Annotated in this window: 20 protein-coding genes and 1 pseudogene; 16 read left to right on the top strand and 5 right to left on the bottom strand. The window is 38.9% G+C overall.

Going from position 1 to position 19,109, the window contains the following annotated elements; genetic code table 11:
• The 3 genes and pseudogenes from CFI03_RS06385 to CFI03_RS06375 all read left to right on the top strand — a co-directional run.
• Positions 1-1,029, top strand: a pseudogene (locus CFI03_RS06385) (hypothetical protein); the annotation flags it as partial.
• Positions 1,026-1,331, top strand: coding sequence for an EscU/YscU/HrcU family type III secretion system export apparatus switch protein (locus CFI03_RS06380; protein WP_248756833.1), 306 nt, complete (start codon positions 1,026-1,028; stop codon positions 1,329-1,331). The pseudogene CFI03_RS06385 and the gene CFI03_RS06380, both read left to right, overlap by 4 nt.
• The gene (locus CFI03_RS06375; protein WP_248756832.1) at positions 1,324-1,692 is read left to right on the top strand and encodes a YraN family protein; all 369 of its coding nucleotides are present in this window, start codon (positions 1,324-1,326) and stop codon (positions 1,690-1,692) included. Before CFI03_RS06380 ends, CFI03_RS06375 begins: the two co-directional genes overlap by 8 nt.
• Positions 1,693-1,716: 24 nt before the next feature.
• Here the strand turns inward: CFI03_RS06375 and CFI03_RS06370 are convergent, their stop codons facing one another.
• Both CFI03_RS06370 and CFI03_RS06365 read right to left on the bottom strand, forming a co-directional pair.
• A complete protein-coding gene (locus tag CFI03_RS06370; protein ID WP_248756831.1) occupies positions 1,717-2,619 on the bottom strand; it encodes a YifB family Mg chelatase-like AAA ATPase in 903 nt (300 codons plus the stop codon).
• A gap of 82 nt (positions 2,620-2,701) precedes the next feature.
• Positions 2,702-4,111, bottom strand: coding sequence for a hypothetical protein (locus tag CFI03_RS06365; protein ID WP_248756830.1), 1,410 nt, complete (start codon positions 4,109-4,111; stop codon positions 2,702-2,704).
• A 250-nt stretch (positions 4,112-4,361) separates the two neighbouring features.
• On the opposite strand from CFI03_RS06365, the gene CFI03_RS06360 reads away from it, so the two are divergent.
• From CFI03_RS06360 to CFI03_RS06310, 11 genes are all read left to right on the top strand, one after another.
• A complete protein-coding gene (locus CFI03_RS06360; RefSeq protein ID WP_248756829.1) occupies positions 4,362-5,078 on the top strand; it encodes a hypothetical protein in 717 nt (238 codons plus the stop codon).
• A gap of 55 nt (positions 5,079-5,133) precedes the next feature.
• The gene (locus CFI03_RS06355) at positions 5,134-6,543 is read left to right on the top strand and encodes a hypothetical protein (protein ID WP_248756828.1); all 1,410 of its coding nucleotides are present in this window, start codon (positions 5,134-5,136) and stop codon (positions 6,541-6,543) included.
• Positions 6,544-6,815: 272 nt separating this feature from the next.
• Positions 6,816-7,097, top strand: a complete 282-nt coding sequence (locus CFI03_RS06350; protein ID WP_248756827.1) for a hypothetical protein — start codon at positions 6,816-6,818, stop codon at positions 7,095-7,097.
• Between the two features lie 19 nt (positions 7,098-7,116).
• On the top strand, positions 7,117-7,299 hold the full coding sequence (locus CFI03_RS06345; protein ID WP_248756826.1) for a hypothetical protein: 183 nt from the start codon (positions 7,117-7,119) through the stop codon (positions 7,297-7,299).
• Positions 7,300-7,393: 94 nt separating this feature from the next.
• Positions 7,394-7,615: a DUF5659 domain-containing protein gene (locus tag CFI03_RS06340; RefSeq protein ID WP_248756825.1), complete on the top strand. Its 222-nt coding sequence runs from the start codon at positions 7,394-7,396 to the stop codon at positions 7,613-7,615.
• Complete coding sequence (locus tag CFI03_RS06335; RefSeq protein WP_248756824.1) at positions 7,590-9,548, top strand: DEAD/DEAH box helicase family protein; 1,959 nt, start codon at positions 7,590-7,592, stop codon at positions 9,546-9,548. The genes CFI03_RS06340 and CFI03_RS06335 overlap by 26 nt, the downstream gene beginning before the upstream one ends.
• A gap of 390 nt (positions 9,549-9,938) precedes the next feature.
• Positions 9,939-10,136: a hypothetical protein gene (locus CFI03_RS06330; protein ID WP_248756823.1), complete on the top strand. Its 198-nt coding sequence runs from the start codon at positions 9,939-9,941 to the stop codon at positions 10,134-10,136.
• Positions 10,137-10,432: 296 nt separating this feature from the next.
• A complete protein-coding gene (locus CFI03_RS06325) occupies positions 10,433-11,410 on the top strand; it encodes a short-chain dehydrogenase (RefSeq protein WP_248756822.1) in 978 nt (325 codons plus the stop codon).
• A 166-nt stretch (positions 11,411-11,576) separates the two neighbouring features.
• Positions 11,577-11,861, top strand: coding sequence for a peptidase M23 (locus CFI03_RS06320; protein ID WP_248756821.1), 285 nt, complete (start codon positions 11,577-11,579; stop codon positions 11,859-11,861).
• Positions 11,862-11,991: 130 nt separating this feature from the next.
• Positions 11,992-13,245 carry a phage portal protein gene (locus CFI03_RS06315; RefSeq protein WP_248756820.1) on the top strand — a complete coding sequence of 418 codons (1,254 nt, stop codon included), beginning with the start codon at positions 11,992-11,994 and terminating at the stop codon, positions 13,243-13,245.
• Positions 13,223-14,827 carry a phage major capsid protein gene (locus tag CFI03_RS06310; protein ID WP_248756819.1) on the top strand — a complete coding sequence of 535 codons (1,605 nt, stop codon included), beginning with the start codon at positions 13,223-13,225 and terminating at the stop codon, positions 14,825-14,827. The genes CFI03_RS06315 and CFI03_RS06310 overlap by 23 nt, the downstream gene beginning before the upstream one ends.
• A gap of 129 nt (positions 14,828-14,956) precedes the next feature.
• Here CFI03_RS06310 and CFI03_RS06305 read toward each other — a convergent pair whose 3' ends face one another.
• Positions 14,957-15,373, bottom strand: a complete 417-nt coding sequence (locus tag CFI03_RS06305; RefSeq protein WP_248756818.1) for a hypothetical protein — start codon at positions 15,371-15,373, stop codon at positions 14,957-14,959.
• A 90-nt stretch (positions 15,374-15,463) separates the two neighbouring features.
• Positions 15,464-16,030 carry a hypothetical protein gene (locus CFI03_RS06300; protein WP_248756817.1) on the bottom strand — a complete coding sequence of 189 codons (567 nt, stop codon included), beginning with the start codon at positions 16,028-16,030 and terminating at the stop codon, positions 15,464-15,466.
• Positions 16,031-16,134: 104 nt separating this feature from the next.
• On the opposite strand from CFI03_RS06300, the gene CFI03_RS30980 reads away from it, so the two are divergent.
• Both CFI03_RS30980 and CFI03_RS06295 read left to right on the top strand, forming a co-directional pair.
• Positions 16,135-16,266, top strand: a complete 132-nt coding sequence (locus CFI03_RS30980; RefSeq protein ID WP_283094437.1) for a hypothetical protein — start codon at positions 16,135-16,137, stop codon at positions 16,264-16,266.
• A 97-nt stretch (positions 16,267-16,363) separates the two neighbouring features.
• Entirely contained in the window at positions 16,364-18,049 is a 1,686-nt protein-coding gene (locus tag CFI03_RS06295) for a recombinase family protein (RefSeq protein WP_248756816.1), read from the top strand.
• On the opposite strand, the gene CFI03_RS06290 is transcribed toward CFI03_RS06295, so the two are convergent.
• The gene (locus CFI03_RS06290; RefSeq protein WP_248756815.1) at positions 18,046-18,834 is read right to left on the bottom strand and encodes a magnesium chelatase domain-containing protein; all 789 of its coding nucleotides are present in this window, start codon (positions 18,832-18,834) and stop codon (positions 18,046-18,048) included. The genes CFI03_RS06295 and CFI03_RS06290 overlap by 4 nt on opposite strands.
• Positions 18,835-19,109 lie beyond the last annotated feature (275 nt).

Raw genomic sequence — 19,109 nt, 5'->3', positions numbered from 1 at the left:
GCGGAGCCGCAAGGCGCCCGCCCTGGCGCGGCCACGGGCGGCAGCACAGCCGCATCCGGCAACTGGCTGGGCCAGATGATGAAATGGATGGGCGTCGACTATGAGAATCAATTGTCGAAGCAATTACCGGTCCCGCCCGCTCAAGGGGCTGTTCAGCCTCAGGAGCAGGATGCTTCAATGGCGGTCAGCGGCAATGGCAACGACAGCGGGGTTGCAGACGAGCCAATCGCTGCACGCAGTCCACAGGGCTCTGCGGATGCGGTAACACGCCAACAGCCGGCAGAGGGTCGCCATGAGACGCGTCAAAGCTCGAATGCGCAGCAAGCGGCAGGGCAACAGCCGGACCAGGCTGACGCAGCCGCGCCTCTCGACAAAGAGCAGAGAACGGTCCATACCGAGCGATCCCGCGAGTTGCTAGTGACACCGCAACAGCTGTCGCCGGACAGGGTGAGCGCGGATGATGCCAAGCCTGCAGCGCAGGAATCGCTAAAGAGTACGCTGCTTGCCATTGCCGCATCCAGCGACGCACCGCCTGCTTTGCGCGAGACCGCGCAACAGCTCGTCCAGCAGATAACGGGACAGCAGCTGCTGTTATCACCGGAACGAAACGGAGCCGTTTTCTCCCATCTGACGATGTTCGTGCCGCTTACCGGTCCGGATGGGAATCAGACCGCTTCCGTTCATATTCAGACGAGAAGAGGGCGGCAAGGCCAGCTGGACGCTGAGAATTGCCGTTTGTTGTTCGATTTGTCGATGAAGACGTTAGGACCTACCTTGGTTGACGTGAATGTCATGGACAAAATCGTCAGCTTGACGTTATGGAACGATCATCCTGCAATAGCTGCGCTTGTAGATTCCTCCCGCAATGAAATAACGGCAAGTCTTAATCAGGCAGGCTATCAGCTCTTATCCCTTCGCGCTACTCCAACAAGAGCGGATAGCGATGAGGGAGAAGGGGTTAAACGGATCATGCCGGATCCGGCTCAATTCGTGAACACGCGTTATAAAGGAGTCGACATACGGGCATGAGTTCGGAACAGAAGAACGGTAAAGAGAAGAGGACGGTTAAAAAGGCCGTAGCGTTGAAATATGAGCCCGGCGTGCACAAAGCGCCGGTCGTAACCGCCAAAGGGAGAGGTTATTTGGCGGAGCAAATATTGGAGCAGGCGGCAGAGCATCAAGTGCCGGTGCAGCAGGACACTTCGCTTGTGGAAGTATTGTCCAAGCTGGATGTCGATCAATCGATACCGCCCGAGCTTTATACGCTGGTCGCCGAGATCCTGAGCTTTGTTTATCGTTCCGACCAGAGAGCGAGGGATTTGGATGAGTGAGGACCGCAGAAGGCAAACCGGGCTGGCCGGCGAAACGGCCGCTTGCCAATATCTCGAGAACGACGGATATACCGTCATCGAGAGGAATTGGCGCTGCCGATTCGGAGAAATCGATATTATCGCAACCATCGATGATACGCTTGTTTTTGTCGAAGTAAGAACAAGAAGAGCGGGAGGTCGATTCGGGACGGCGGCCGAATCCGTAGACCGGCGCAAGCAGCAGCAGGTGGCGCTTGTCGCCCAGGTGTATTTGCGAATGAGACATTTAACCTATCCTCCCATGCGGTTTGACGTCATTGCGGTCACCATGAACCGCGATGACTCCATCGGCGAAATTAAACATCTAAAAGCGGCTTTCTAACCGGTAGAAAGCCGCTTTTTGCTTTTATATATCAAGTCTCCGGTATTGAATCGCTTCCGCCACATGCACATCCTCCACGTAGTCACTGCCTTCCACATCCGCGATGGTTCTCGCCAGCCGTAAAATACGGTCATACGCTCGCATACTTATATTCAGCACCGTAAGCGCATGGTCAAGCAGCTCAAATGCTTCCTTCTTCATTAAAATAGAGCGCCTCAGCGATGTTCCGGACAGCCGTGCTCCAGGTTTGAGCCCGAGCTCTTCATCTCGTCTTTCTTTTCTTGTCCGTGCCTCAAGCACAAGCTGCCTCATCCGGGAAGAACTCATTTCGGCAGGGATTTCCGCATCGCCTTCCCGTTCAATCGGCCTGGGAACCTCGAGCTGGATATCGATCCGGTCAAGAAGGGGGCCGGACATCTTGCTTTTGTATTTGGCAATCGCGGAATCACTGCAACTGCATCGTTTCTCGGCCGTTTCATGGCCAGCATACCCGCATGGGCAAGGATTAAAGGAGACAGCCAGCATAAGCCTGGCCGGAAAATGAAATACGGCTCTTGACCTTGCTATGGTGACGATCCCGTCCTCCAATGGTTGCCGCAATACTTCAAGTACGGTTCGGGAGAACTCCGGAAGCTCGTCCAGATAAAGCACGCCATGATGGGCGAGGGTGACCTCGCCGGGCTTCGGCACCGAACCGCCGCCTATGAGCCCTCCGGCCGATATCGTGTGATGCGGCGAGCGGAAGGGAGCAATCCTGATCAGACCTTTAGCATCGGTAGACAGCTTGCCTGCCGCGCTGTAAATCTTGGTCACTTCCAGAGCTTCTTCTTCAGTAAGAGGAGGCAGGATGCCGGGGAGTCGGCGGATCATCATGGTTTTGCCGGTTCCGGGCGGGCCCGCGAACAGGATATTGTGTAACATTGTCATGCTAATGATTTCCCAATAAAATGCGTGATATTGGGATAAAATAAAGTACAGGTATTAGACTTGTGGTAAAGCACTACATTATTTACTTCTTTGGGAACAATGCGGTTAAAGTCTCTATAAACTTAACAAAGTCAATTCCTTGAAAATTGCTAAGCGATAAGGGCTTTTCTTCAGTTGAATTATTTTCAGTCTCTTTATTCCCAAAGAAGACGTTGGTCATTTTTTCTAAGACCTCTTTACGTTTAGAATCATCAAGTTCTGCCAAGTAAGGATTTAGTGCTTTAAGTTCCAATTCCATTTTTCTGTATTTGCGTTCGGCGTCTAAGTGAATTTTTGCTTGTCGTGCAGAGTAACCTGTTATGGTAACAATGGCACCAACTACAAAAATCTTCCTAGCCAATTCATTCCACATGGTGTTTTCAGTAAATGGATGCATAAAGATCCAAATAGAAGCAGCTGCTAAAATAAGCATTGAAATAAAAGTTATCCTTCTCCAATTATCAAATGACACAGCTTCCTTATCCGCTTCATCCTTATAGCCACCAGCCATACCTGAAACTGAAATCATGTTTAGATTTTGGGCTGCTTGTTGTTTATATTTCTCCATATCATTAAGTAGCATTTGGGCTATTTTTTGATATTCCTCTTCAAGTCTGTTACCTTTCTCCTGAAATTGTGCCTCCAGAGTGTCCCCTTTTTTTCTATAAAGCGCATCAAGATTTTCATTCATTTTTTTGTAATTTGTCTCAAGATGTAAATTTTTATCTTTGAACTGAGATAATTCTTTTTCTAAATTATTTTTAAAATCATTAAATTGAATAATACGATTATTCTCATTCTGTTGCGAAAGATCACGATGCTCATCTAAGCGAGCCTTAAAATTCTCTCTGCGTAGTTTTTCTGCTTCATTGAATTGATTGAGCCGATTTTCTTCGGCCAGTTTAAATTGTTCCTGGTAATTATTTATAATTTCATCAAATCGATTCTTTTGCAAATCGACAGTTGCGGATATTTGATTTACCCCTTGTTCTAACTCCGAATTAGCATTTGCAAGCTTTTTAAATTGAATTTCAGTCTTCTTCATATTTTCAATAGCTGATGCTCTAAAAGAGATTATTGATTCTTGTATCCCTTCAACATCCTTAGGAGTCACTGGGCAAAGTAAACTTGAAACATGTGGCAAAATTGCATCCAACTGAAAATTCATATTGTGTAGATGAGACACATTCAGGTCATTCTTATAGTTATTTAAATAATGAACAGTTTGAGTGATGCTATTGTTAATATTGTCCAAATATCCGAGATGAATCAAATTGGGATCACAATTATTAATTAAATTTTGAATGAGCAAAATTACTTGCTTAGAACGATCAATCTCGACAATAGTATCAGGATCGTTCTTCAATTGGGAAATATCATTAATGAGTGTGTTTGATAAAACTAGCTGCTCGTGAATTGGATGATTTAAAAATCTTTCACTAAAACGTGACATATCATGACCCCTCTTTGTTACCAGTTTAATCCTATAATACACTCCTTTTTAAATCATTTCACCAGTAACTTACATAATCAATGGGTCTTAAGAGCCCCTGTCGATCACCTGGAATGTTCTTCTAGACAGGAAATTACATAATATGCTAAAATAGCCCTACATCCGAAAGCATCGGTGATAAGAGTCTCTATGCGAAAGCATCGCTAGAGGCTGTTTTTATTTGTGTAAATAGTTGTATTGGAGGGTTTTTATGTTTGATCGTCCTAGAAAGAAGTATTATTATATAATCCTCTCGATAATACTGTTATCTGGAGTCTTTGTGAATTTTATCATGTTATTGAAGGCACCAGATTGGTTTCCTGCTGCTAATAATAATGATTGGATAGGCTATTTTGGAAACTTAATTGGGTCGCTTATTGGGGCAGCATCTACGATATTTGTATTTAATCTAACAGTGAATCACTCTAACAGAAAAGACTTCAATGATCGGAGAATGCAGGTTCTGCCTTATTTACATTTAGAAATAATTGGACGTTCACGTCGTTGGAAAGAAGGCTTAGAACCAGCACATATTTTTTCAGAGGATATGGATAAGGGGAGAGCGATTTTACATAGTAATGTTTCCTATAAGGTAAACGGGTACGACAGTTTGGCTCTTAAGATACAGAACATTGGAATTGGACTTGCTACAAATGTAGACATAAATAAATTTGCTCAAACAAAAAGAATAGCTATTATAGAAAATACACAGGCAATAGCTCAGGGGAGTCCTTATATTAAAGTTGGAGATTCCATTGAGATATTTATGATATTTCCTCTGATAGAGAATGAAAGGTCCGTTAATGAACTTGAAATAGGGTTTTTAGATTTATTAGGTAACTATTATAAACAAAAAGTTGATCTTACACTTACTTCAAATTCGGTTCGTATTAGATCTTATTCAGAACCTGAGTTGGTTAAATATTAATAATAATCATTAGGAAAGCAATATAAAACATGAATCTGATAAGGGTGATAATTACTTGCAAATTATCGATTTTTTAAATGATACACTAAACTTTTTCAACAAAATACCAGACCATCTAAAGGAAATACCAGACCATCTAAAGCAAATAATAGACCAATTGATAGAGCCATACAAGAATCTGCCAGATACTTTAAAACCAGTAGCGATTACAGCAACAGCTACACTATTTGGGGCATTTGTAGGGGCCGCAGTAGCTCAATTAATATCACATAGACTTACTGTTAAAAGAGAACTGCAAAAGAGTAACAAAGAGGTTTACCAAAAGCTATACGCTCCAATTCTTTTAGATATATATGCATATATTGATATATCTTCACATTTCAGAAGGAATCATGATATCAATTTAGGAGTTAGAGAAGAAGATATCTTGGACAAGATAAAGAAACATATTGGTGACAATCTGATTTACGCTTCTCCTAAGTTGATTGATCACTATAGCACAGTAAAATCATTTTACTATCAAGATGATCTTAGTGGTTTTCATTATATAATACATGATATAGAATTGATTGAGCTCTCCTTACTGGAACTAAGAAAAATCTCTAAAAGCATTAAGTTTTTTGATAAAAGTACATTAAGGAGAATTGAAGGGTTACTGGTATTGTATCGGATTTGGGCTATTCTAGTAGAATATTGCAATAATTTATCAGATGCTTCCTCAATTTTAGCTTATAAGTTTTACTATGATGAAAAGAAATTGACATACAAAACTTATAAAAAGATTAGAAAGTATTTTGTGACAAATACTTTGATGTATCGTACATATGTACATATTTCATCTCAAATGAGACAGGCAAGGGAGAATGGAAGATACAAAAAGTTTCTAACTTTCATTGATAATAAATATTTTAAGAATTTTGAGATTAATAAAAGGATAAAAGAGATTGATTATTTATATAGTTTAGTAACCACTAAAAAATATAATAAAGTAGAACTAATAAAAGCTACTCAAATTATAACAAAAGAATATCCAACAAAACAAAACTCAACAGAACAAAACTCAACAAAACAAAACTCAACAGAACAAAACTCAACAGAACATGAACATTCAACTCTTAGTCATACTCCTTATTATAACGAGACTCTATTTTCATGCTATGAGAACTCATTTGAAAATCAAGTGCTGAAAATAGAAGTCGAAATTAACAACTTTTCTAAGAAGTCACCTAAAAGAATAACTATTGATAATTTTTCACTTATTGGAGATAGACAGATTAAACCTGCCAATAGATCTCCGGGTATTTGGAATGGATATTGGTACGAATTAAAAGAGAAGATTTTGCTGCCTGGCGAAGGGGTAAGAATCAGACTGTTTTTTGATTTAAAACTAACAGAAAGTAAATCATATTCAAGACTTGTCTATACTGATAATAATGAGTCAAATACTATCTATGTTGTTAAATAATAATGACGTCTAACCATCCACTTATGTGGGTGGTTTTTTTGCTTTTAACTGGTTTGGTTTACGTTTTGAATTCAAGTATATATAACAAAGTATAAGCAAAAAACGAGGTGAGAAAATGAGAGCAAGGAGTTATTCGATCTGGTTTACGTTTTGAGTTTTTCTTTTAATAATAAAAGTGATAGTAAGAGCGATCATTGAAAAATGAATATTAAGAATCAATTTCAAAGGTGCTGCCTTAAGACGGCAGTGATTCAATCCTAGGAGGAAGTTAAATGAAGAAGGCAATAAGCAATACCAAGTCAGAACAACAAAGAGCGTTGAAGAGTCAGGCAAATGTAGCTATCAACTCATTAAAATTGATTGCAAGTAAGAAGGAGCACCTTGCAGGTTATGACCTTCGCTATAAAAAGGAAGCATGTGATTACATAGCCCTTACAACCATCATTGACACGGTTGATTCAATTGTTGAGTTCCTTAAATATAACAAGCACGACATGAAAGAAGTAATTGAGGTTAGGCAGTATCTGCAAACTGTAGTAGCGAACAAATTCTAAATACATGGAGGACACTTAAATGGACAAAGAGTTTCTTGAGCTATTGACTGATGATGAGTTATGGATGGATGTTCAGATGGCTGAGTTTGATTTTTATGGTTTTGTGGATTATCTGACCGAAGAGGAAGCTAAGGAATGGTACGATAGGTTAGAGGAGCTTATTAAGTATCATAGAAAGCGTATATCAAAATGCTCGGCGTAAGCCGTGCATTTTTTTTATTACTTTTGGTTTACAACGGGCCTCTAGACCGACATATATTATGAGGGTAATACTCTTGGTAAATATTGGAGGTGAAATGATGAAAGATAAAGATTATCCCATTTTCAACCTAGATGTAGCTAATTATCTTATGGCTAAAGGGTTCAAGTTAGTACGGATTAAACCGAACAAGTTTAAATTAGGAACCTTAATTTTTTACTTTGAGCAAAACAAAAATATTGATTTAGCCCTTGATAAATTTAATAAAACATTTTCTAAGGAGTTTTCAATGAATGGAAAAGAAGTATCTAATCACTAACGAGGAATTTGAAATATTTGAGCGAGGTAAATTTTATGGCCTTTATTCTGAGCCAGGAGCAGGTAAGACACAAACCGCAAAAGACATTATTCTGCCCTACTGCAAGGATAACGGACTGAGCGTGTTATTCTTAACTCACCGAAACGCTTTGAAAAATCAGACTAAGGCAGATTTAGACGGCTTCCTTAAGCAAATTATGAGTGAACTAAAGGGCAACATGTTAGAGATCGTCAATTATCAGAAACTTGAGAATGACATTAAGAACTACGATAACGCATCTCTGATAGAAATATATAGCTATGACGTTATTATTTGTGACGAAGCTCACTACTTTGTTGATGACAGTTGGAACGGCCAAAGCCAAATATCCCTAGAGTTTTTAAAGAACAACGAACGAGCAATTAAACTGTTTATGACTGGTACACCAAAACCATTAGAAAGTCTAAATAAATCGCTCAATATTAAGATATTAACGGTACCTAACCGTGAAAATAACAACCTTAATCGCATATATGTTTATAGCAGCTTTGAAACGCTAGATACGGATATGAAAAATTACCTTGAAAATAAAGAGAATAAAGCAATGATCTTTTTTGATAAGACAACCGAAGCATTTAAAGCATCTGAAAATTTATATGAAAGCAGCGCTTTTATTTGCTCAAGGTATAACCGGGATTTTAAGGATCAAATCAATAATGCTGAACTGAGTCGAATTATTAAAGACGGAAATTTTGAATCTCAGGTCATTTGCTCTACATCGGTTCTAGAAGCTGGAATCAATATTCTTGATGATTCTGTTAAGACCGTTGCTTATATGCGTCCTAGGACAATTCAATCCGTCCAACAAGCGTTTGCACGTGTTAGAAGCACTAAGATTTATGGCATCATCTATAAACCTACTCATCAGGCTATTACCAAAGAGCTTAACAAAGTTGATGGAATTTATCGTCAATTTAAAGAGCTTGAGTTGATTGATGAAATCGGGCTTGACCGATATATTAACGACGGGCATCTAACCATATATGTTGAAGAGGTCAATCGAACAAAGAGGAATAAAATAGAGTTGCCGGGGTTCATTACGATAAGTACGAGTTGGACTGATGATGGCACTCCAGTATTCACTCATATGCTTAACGAGATGTACGTTGTTTCACTCCACAATAAAAAATGGCAGTTTGAATATATTCTTGAGCATGGGTTTGCGGCTCTATTACATGAATATTATCCAAATATACCTATCGTTGAAGTGGATAAGGAATTGGACAGACAAAAACTGACCAAATACCTTGAGTCATTGGTAGATGTGCAATTATTTGATCAAAAACAGGAGCAATTTATTCTGGCTCTTAAAAATGATTATAAGATTAGACGAAGCCAGGGTCGGGAAGTAAGAAAGCCTAATGAGCTTAATAGAATTTTTGAACAAATGAAGATCAATTTTAGCATAATTCAAAAACGGACTCGAATAGATGGGCTACAAATCCGTTATTGGGCTGTGACAAAATCGGACGTACCTGTTATATATACAACTCCATCCGATATTGTCACAGATGAATTCGAGTTGGTTATAGATAGGTCGGAACGGTCTGACTTTGAGAATGTTCAAGAGACCAAACCAGAGCCGGAAAAGATCGGCAAAAAATCATTCAAAGAGATTATTGAATCCTACGAGTTTTTGAAGCAACCAAAGTATCCCGAACAAGTAGTTACTGAGACGAGCATAAAGGAACTGAAAATTGAGAATGACATTTTCACTGGTCGGCCGATAGTATTCAATGAGAAGACTCAGGAGTGGGAGCGTTACTGGGAGCATGAATGGGTCAATGGTGAGAAGCTTGAAGTGACGTTCTACAAAGTTCCAGATGTTCCACCAATCCGAAAGGTCGGCTCGAAATCGACGGCGTTAGAAGCGATGCTAGCGTCTCGTATATAATTTAACTGGAGTGACAGTCATGGAAATGGATTATAAAAGGTATATGACAATAAGAGAAAAAGAAATTGTATTCAAGCGGCAAAGAATTTTTGAACTCCGTCAGCAGGGACTAAAACATGAAGATGTTTGGAACCAACTAAACAAGGAACTAGCTGAACATGGGTTCAACAAAGTTTCATTAGTCTACATTTACAAATATTGGAACAAAGTTAAAGGTGTACAGTAAGCGGCACTATCTAAATGGTAGTGCTTTTTATTTTACTCAACAGCTGACAGAAACTCATTAACGAAGGAGAGAGCGGCGATGAGGAATTATTTATGGCTTGGAGCATTAAGGGATTTACTTATGTTTTTGGCGCTTTACTTATACTGCATATGAGGTGTTAGAGAATGGTGAAATTGAAGAAGGATATGATTATCGTTACTAAGTATTTTATGGCTGATCTAATGGCATTGGGAATTGAAGCGACTCATTCTTATTACGATCATTATTTTGGTGAAAAGGTATATGCTTACCCTTACTCATCAAATCTTCGCGAAATTATTCGAGATTTGGCAGCAGAAAAAAGGAAGTATGACAATGAATAGAACTGAGATGTTGTTATCAGTGGTCAGTCTTAACCTATATGCTCTAAGACATCATATATATGGCTCTAGGTTTGAGTATGTTGACTCCGAGCGGTTAAAGGTTCTGGATGAAGAACTCGACTCACTGGTAAAGAACCATAAAGACTCAAATGCTTCATTGTTATGGAGTATATGTACCACTCAACGACAAATTGGCCTGACGGTCATAAAGAAAATCTAAAAAATATAGTTGAAGCAAAAGAGGAACTCACCAGATAATTCGGTGGGTTCTTTTTTATTATGGAGGATGATGAAAAATGAAAATGAAGCCGGCTGTGAGAGAATCGTTGAAGGATCAAAAAATAAGCAATACATGGAACACTGATGTTCGGATGGATGAAGCACTAACAATTATTGAAAACAAAGACCTCATTGAGGGATTTTATAGATCGAATGGAAAGAAGACGACCAAGAGTGATCGGACTACAACAGGAGTCCAGGAAACACTTGAATACCTGGCTGATTACATTCTTGAGACAGAGAACCTAACCACCAAAAAGAATGAGTACAACATCTTAGATGCTAAACGGATGCAAGAGGTTGAACTGTTTGAGGAAGGACTGCCTTCATACTCAAATGATGATGAGGATAAGGCTGCTGAAGCTCTGCTTACCAATGCACTGATTAACAACGAGCGAATAATCAAGTATGAGGATTCAGTCTATCTGATGTTAAAAAGTGATTACAAGCTCTTGAATCAAGGGGCAACAATTGATGATCTATGGTGTTATCAAATTGTGCAAAATGAGGACGCTAGAAACCTCATAGAGGGCTGCTATGACCTGATACAATATTATGTCAAACAGGGTTCCTCCAAGATCGTAAAAGGCAAAATAAAGGTTCTGCTGTTTGAAGACATAGGGGCAATAGTTAGATCTTATACCAAGCTTGAACTAGTACAAAGACGAACTGGTGTTAAGGTTAATAAGAAACAAGGAAACGGTCTTGAAGTAGAAGTATTAGGAAGTGGCCACCATCTACTGTTTAGGATGATCGTTGCAGATAAGGAATCTATTACTAGGCCAATCCAGATCATTCCTTTTGTTGATCTTGAAGCACTAATCGAAAAAGGTATTGAAGATGGAACTCTGAACCAAGGAGATATTGCAATGATTGACTTACTGCGGTACCACTACAAAGGTGACTTGATTGAAACGTTGAAAGCGGTCGGTAATTTTAAAACAAATAAACGACGCTTTGAAAGATTGATAAAAAAGTTGGAAAGAATTTATTGAAATCTGTCCTCTAGAGATAGAGTTTTCTCCAATATATATTGTGATGGTGGACGCAGCATCATCACCGTTTTTCGATTAGAGCTTTATATTTTTCATAAGCCTCAACCAGTCCTCCATTGGTTGAGGCATCTCCTTTTATATGTTAAAGAAACAGGTGGTGTAAAGATTGTTTGATGAAATTGATAAAACAAACAAAAGGCTTACTGAATTAGATCAACTGGTTATTGATAATGCGATCCAAACATTGAAATTGATTGATATGCAGAAACGTTTGCTTCAAGAGTTGAAAGATCAAACAGATGATAAAAGAATACTTGATCAGATTGATGCTCAATTGTCACATCTGATTAGTAATAGGATTATGGTGCATCTTCTTACTAAGGTGCTTATAAAGTACAAGCTGACAACGGAAGAACGTAGAATTTTTCTTAAACACTTTAAGAAATCTTAAGCACTACTCCCATGTGGCTTGAGAAAAAAAGAGAGAACGTTCAATGATAACCTTGTGGGGGTCACCCTCTCTTAGAGCACCAATTGAAGAACAGGCTGTGAAGAATAAATGAACTGAGGTGATCCATTAAATGGGTCTAGCAAATATATTTTCGAAAAGAAAGGACGTTGAAGAACGTTCCTTTTTTGATTTTGATGGGTCTTTACTAGCAATTACTTCGATGCTAGGTGGGTCAACAATTACCGAGGACAAGCTGAAGAAAATTCCAACAGCTAAAACGTCACTGGAACTAATCACAGGCTCAATATCCCAACTTCCCATTTATCTATATAAAGAAAATGAAGATGGAGACATAGCTAAAGTTCCTAGTGATAATCGCATCAAACTGCTGAACTCTGAAGCTAACGAATTTTGTGACTCAGTACAGTATAAGCGGAAATTGGTTGAAGATTATCTGCTATATGGTAAAGCTTTATCGCTTGTTAAAAGGAACGGGAACATTGTGACAGAGCTTCATGCTATGAATGCTAAAAATGTACAGTTCAAGTCTTTTACTGAAGATCGCGTTACCTTGAGTGATATACAGGTCGTGTATAGCGGGATGGGTGAAGCTATTAAGATTCCATATGAGGACATCCTTTTAATTGATAGTGGTTCAAGTGGGGTTTTAAAGAATGGTGAAGCGTTATTACAACTAGCATTAGATGAGATTGAATTTTCTTCCAATATTCTTAGTAATGGTGCTCTTCCGACAGGTGTAATTGAAACTACTACTAAATTGTCTGAAGTAGCTATAAAACGTTTACGGGCAGGTTGGGAATCACTTTACAAAGGTGGAAGAAACGCTGGTAAGACAGTAATTCTTGAAGAAGGTCTTCAATACAAACCAGTTTCATTTAATCCTGACCAACTTCAGTTAACGGATTCAAAGAAAGTAACCGCTAGTGAGGTTGCAAAGTTATTTAATCTTCCTGAATCCATGATTAACTCAAATTTGACCAAGTACAACAGTAATGCGGCCGAAAATCTGCATTTCCTTCAATACACTTTGACACCGATTATAACTGCTATTGAATCTGCATTGGACAAGGCTCTGTTATTAGAGAGTGAAAAGGATAATGGCTATTTCTTTCGGTTCGATACTAAGGAAATTCTTCGTGGAACCCCTAAAGAACAAGTAGAAAAGGTTGCTTTGGAGCTTGAAAAAGGTCTTATTACAATGAATGAAGCTCGTAGTGAATTAGACAGAAACAAACTTGAAACTACGGATTTCAGATTGTTAAGTCTAGGACATGTGCTTATGGATGTTAAAACAGGGAAGCTGACCATTCTTAATATGGGAGTAGAAGGCGGTAAAGAAAATGAAGATGGAACTCAGGTTTAATCCGAACGAGCTTAACGTAAGCTCTGACGGTACAATGACCGTAAGTGGATATGTAAATAAAACAGAACAGTTAAGCCAACTATTAGGGCGCTCTGAGCGATTTAAAGAAAAAATCGCAAAGGGTGCCTTTTTACGTGCGCTCGAAAAGGCAAGCGATATTCACTTCCTTGCTGAACATGACAATTCAAAAGTTTTAGCATCGACTCGTAACCGTTCACTTCAATTAAAGGAAGATGACAGAGGACTTTATATGACTGCTGAGATTGCACCTACATCTTGGGGCAAGGACTACTACGAGCTCATCAAATCCGGAATCTTGCGGAACATGTCATTTGGGTTTCGTGCAATTAAAGATTCCTGGAGGAAGGTAAATGGTATCAATGAAAGGACAGTTTCAGAACTCGAACTCTTCGAGGTCTCTGTTGTCCGTGATGCAGCTTATTCTCAATCTACAATATCGGCGCGCGGTATTGATTTGGTCGAGGACGTTGTAATTCCAACAACGATTGAAGATGGAGGTACAGATATGAATAAAAAAGCTCTCAGAGAAGTGAGAAATGATTTGGTAGCAAAGATTGATGAAATTAACAAACAACTTAATGAAAAAGAGGTTAGATATAATATGATTGAAACAGTGAGTGTAACATCTGAAAATGATATTGAACAACGGGGACTTGAGCAATTCTTTAAAGGTCTAAGCAACTCCGAAGAGTATCGGGCTATTACAACAGGTCAACCTGCTGGATCTTTGACAGTTCCTACTACGATTTCTGATCAAGTTGTAAAGAAGCTTGTTGAAACTGGGCAATTGCTCGGTAGAACAAAAATTTATCCTAGTCAATCGGGCCACTTGGAAATCCTTCGTGAAAAAGCTATTGGGGATGCCGGTTTTATTGGGGAAATGAATAACATAAACCCGTCTGACTTCCAAATGGATAAAGTGAAACTTGACCAAAAACGAGTTGGTACAGCTATAGAATTATCGCAGCACTTGATTAATGATGCTGCTATTGATATTAGTTCGTATGCTACGGATACTCTCATTCGTAGGATTGCAACTACTATCGATCGAGGACTGATTAATGGTGATCCTGCTAATGGATCCTTTGAAGGTATTCTTAATGCTGACATTCCTACTGATTCCATCATTACTACATCGATTTCTGGTTCTATTGGTACTGATGATTTGAAGGACTTGTTTAACTCTATGCATCCGCAATTGGTCGGAGATGCTGTATTTATTATGAATCGTAAAACATTCTCGACAATCAGTAAACTTAAAGATGGTAACAACCAATACTACCTTGATGAATTCAAAACAGGAGTAGGATATACTATGTTGGGTCTGCCGATTATCATCAGTGATGCTATGCCTGATCTTGAAACCGGTTCCAATCCGATTATTCTAGTAAACCTTGGTGTGGCTGTAGCAACGATGATTAAAAAGGGTTTAAATCTCCAACATATTAATGCAGATACGACTCAAGCTCTACGTGGTTCTTCTTTGTTTGTTGCTGATATCTACATGGATGCTAAAGTAGTAAATACTGATGCAATCCGTTTGCTTGAAATCAAGGCTTAATATCTTAAAATAGAGAATCTTTATATAAAGAAGAATGGAGAGATGAGGAAATTAAAGTTCCTCTTCTCATTCCATCTCTCTCCAATATGCTCAGTGGGATTCTGTTCCCATTGAGCATATTTTTTTGCTTTAATCGAGATTTATAATTTTAGGCTCCCAATGCAATTTTTTTTTAACTGGAGCAGCTTCATCAAACTCGTAATGCATCCCACTTTTAAACCACTCTGCACTTCCTTTAAGGAAGGTCTTTTGGATCGTTGTAATGTACCCATAATAACTAAGAACATGTTTGACAGCCGTTCCGATCATTTGTTTAACAAAATCCTCTTTAACGTTAATATCAGTCCGATTTCCGAACTTTAACTCTATTTGTTTTGCTACAGCCTCAATGGCGGGTCTTTTACTTTTGCAAATGGTAATCATATCGTAAATTTGCCATGCCTCTCCAAGCCAGTAATACAACTCTTCAAAAGATCTGGAATTAAGATAACCGTTGTACTTAGGATTCTGTGCAAAGAAATCAAGGTATTCATCTCTGTTTGACATCTTATCACTCCTTAGACATGTGATTTTACACATCCAAAATAACATATCTAAATTTAGATGTCTACATGTTGGTTGGATAAAATTTCGTTTTTATGATTTATACAGATAGCTTTTATCATGTGGAAGCAATTGAATCCCAGCTGCTTCATAACGAGCCATAATATTAACACCATCCCACGATCGTGGCATTGATTTTTTGAGTTTATGATGTTCTTCTTTTGTCACTGTTGCTGTCCATAAATAACGGTTTATAAGTTCTCTTATTGATTCTACAGTTAGAGAATTATTTTTAGCGGCTTGCTCACAGATATCGTGTATATATTCGGCCTTCGGTACAATGTGTTCATATTGCAAACCTTTAAATGATTTTTTTCGAATATTCTCAAATGCTTTTGATGTAATAAAATCTGTTGTAAAAATGCGGTGTGTATTAGGTAGACCTCTTGATGCTAAGTGCATATGTAATGCGGGTAGAAATTTTCTTTTTCCTTCACTAATGGCTTGCATATAAAGTGGATCATTGAAGTGTAAGGTTTTTAAAAACATGAAATACTTTTCAGAAAGTTCTTTCATAATCTCCTCACGTGCATAGAGCATGTTAACTACACCTCTCCTCAAAACTAACAAATAATGGTAATTATCTCCAATTCTCCTCACAGCAACTATTCTCCTTCATAAATTGAAAAAAAATTATTCTCTAAGGTTACACTTTGAAATCACTCATATAGAATGATGTATTACTCAAAAATGGGGTGTTCTATATGGCTAAAGAAACTAAAGTAGACAATGTTGAAATTAACTATCAAATCAAAATTGGAAGTTACCTCTACACGATTTTTGTGTTTGAAAATGGCACTCGTGAAATGACTGACAAGTTATTGAAAGTCGAATAGAGAGTTTGTTTTGCATCAATTTTTTTTACAAAAATTACCATTAGAATGTTAAAATATTTGTGTGTGAAACATTGTCATGATGAGGGAGAGTGCCAAAATGTCAAATAGTATTGTACTTAATGAAATGGAAGCTGAAATGCAAAACCAAACAAAAAAAATAAAAGTAGTAGCATATTGTCGGGTTAGTACGGGATCTGATGAGCAGAATAACAGCCTTAAGAATCAACATAGTTATTTTGAACGTGAAATCTCTAAAATTAAGGGGAATGAACTTTATCATATCTATGCAGACCGTGGAGTTAGCGGAACTTCGTTGAATAAACGTGATGAGTTTAATCGAATGCTTTTTGATGCTGGGCTTGATGCAACAAAGATTAATGAAAATAAGACAGTCTTCACGGCTTCCAAACGAGAGCCATTGTTTCATATTATCTACGTCAAAAATTCAAGTCGATTTGCCCGAAATGTGTCAGCTATCGATATTTTACGTGAACTCTTAATTAAGAACGTTTATGTGTATTTTCTTGATATAAACCTTCTTTTTGATTCAAATAAAAAAGAATTTACGTTAAACTTGTTTTTGAATTTTGACCAGCAAGAAAGTATCGACAAGTCTGTAAAAGTTCGTTTTGGTCATGCGGAATCAGCCAGGAAAGGTATTATTATGACAAATGGAAACATCTATGGATACAGGTATTTACGTGATGCCAATAAACTGGAGATAATCGAAGAGGAAGCTAAGGTTGTGCGAAAGGTCTTCGAATTATATTCCCAAGGATATGGCATCCGAAGAATTCTTAATTGGCTTGAGGAAAATAAAATAAAGACCCGAAAAGGGAAGTCGTTTATGCCTTCCTTCATTAAAAAGATGTTAGATCAAGAAAAATACTTTGGAACCTTGGTTCGTTATAAGTACGATACAGGTGTTGTATTCAATAAGATAACCCCCAAGCTAACCGAAACAGATAAACGGTTAGTTCATGAAAACCACGAACGTATACCAGCTATTATTACAAAAGAATTGTTCGAAAAATGTAAGGCGATTCGTTCTGGTAAGATAAGTCATGTCAATCAGAGAGGTATACATCGCGGCAGATCGGATTTTGCGGGCAAGATATATTGCGGCATATGCGGTAATACATATACACGCAATATGGATCGTGGACGAGTATTCTATAACTGCTCAACGAAGAAAACAAAAGGTGTAATGGCTTGTGATAGTGTAAATGTGCAGGAAATCGATATTCTAGCGCAATTAGAAGATATACGTACAAATGGACTTATTTCAGTTTTCTTATCGCAAAAGGAAATGCAAGAGGCAGCGTTTCGAGCCCAAATCAAAAGTTTGAAAGACCGCATTGATAATCCAACTGAAGAAGAACTAAACACAAAAGTTTCGCAAATGGCGGAATTGGATGAAGAAGAAGAACGGTTAGTTCAGTTATTTGTCAAAGGCATATTTAAGGAAACTCAACTTGATAATATGAAGCGGGACATTGACGAAAGGCGTGAAACACTTAAAAGCGAAATCAATGAGTTGTCAAAGACAAACGAAGACATAATTACTCAAATTAAAATAATCGAGGAAAGAATTTCGAAGTTGAATGAGTTGACCGTTAAAGACGAGTACAGCCATGAAGAGATTCTGAATCTGATCTCAAAGTTCATCGTTAGCGATAAGATCGTCGAGTACATCACTAAAAAGGAAAAGAAACAATCATCCAGACGTGAAGCAGTTGTGACATATGAATTCACGGTTTTTGAAGATTTAAGTCATATTTAAAGGTGGTGCAAACTCGCATCACCTTTTTTTCTTCTATATATATGTGATATGTGTTTACGGTGTTGGATTTTGAAGGTCGTATTTTGCATGACAATGTTACACAATTCCAGGATGTTGTGTTTCCCGGCTGCGGCAATTAACAATGCGCGCTTGGCCTGCTGCTGCCCGTATACATCGCTGTAATCCCCTATATCAACCGCATGCTCTTCAGCCGCGGCGGCAGAAGCAAGCTCCCTGCTGGCAGCGGCGTCGAACCGGATGTCGGACCAAGCTTCAGTGCCCTTATGCTGGGTGAGAAGCTCTTTGAGATGGGTTACCGCATACAGCTCCATCTCCGTTATCCAAGCGGCTTCCTTGGCATTTGCCAGAGGCAGCAGTACCTTGCGGATGCCGGATCGCTTGGCTTGCTCGATCATGGCCAAAACGCCGGGCACGGGACGGATATCGCCGTTCAAGGACAATTCTCCGATCAGCATCGATTGCTCGAAAGGCTTCGCTTCAAGTTGACCGCTCGCGGTCAGAATACCCGCCGCAATCGCAAGATCGAAGGCGGTGCCTTCCTTGCGCAAATCCGCCGGAGCCAGATTGACGGTAATGCGTTCCAGCGGGAAAGCGAATCCGCTGTTCTTAATCGCTGCGCGGACCCTTTCTACAGATTCCCTGACGGCGGGGTCGGGCAGTCCAACGACGCTGACCTGCGGCAAACCGTTGGCTATATCGACTTCCACGGAAATTTCTTTGCCTTCAACTCCAAGAACGCTGCTGCTATGCATTAAACTGAACATAGAAAAAAGCACCTCCAAAAATAGGATGAAGGTGCTTCCTTACGTCCGAATCTCGTTATATAAAGTTATCGTTAAAGCCATCATAGTGTAAAAAAGACAAGTCTGTCAATATTGGAAAAACAAGTATGAATTCTTCAAGAAATTAGGGCATACTACAGGAGTCCGTCGGTGATTTAATCTCATTTTGAGATCAAATCCATATCAAAAAACCGAAACCCGAAGGGTCGAAATATGGCATAAATAATGCTACAATGATTAAGGTTTGTGTACATATG

Source organism: Paenibacillus sp. ATY16 (genome assembly GCF_003399985.2).
Classification (GTDB): domain Bacteria; phylum Bacillota; class Bacilli; order Paenibacillales; family Paenibacillaceae; genus Pristimantibacillus; species Pristimantibacillus glycanilyticus.
The sequence above is the reverse complement of the archived record's forward strand: the minus strand, read 5'-3'. Positions and strand labels throughout refer to the sequence as shown.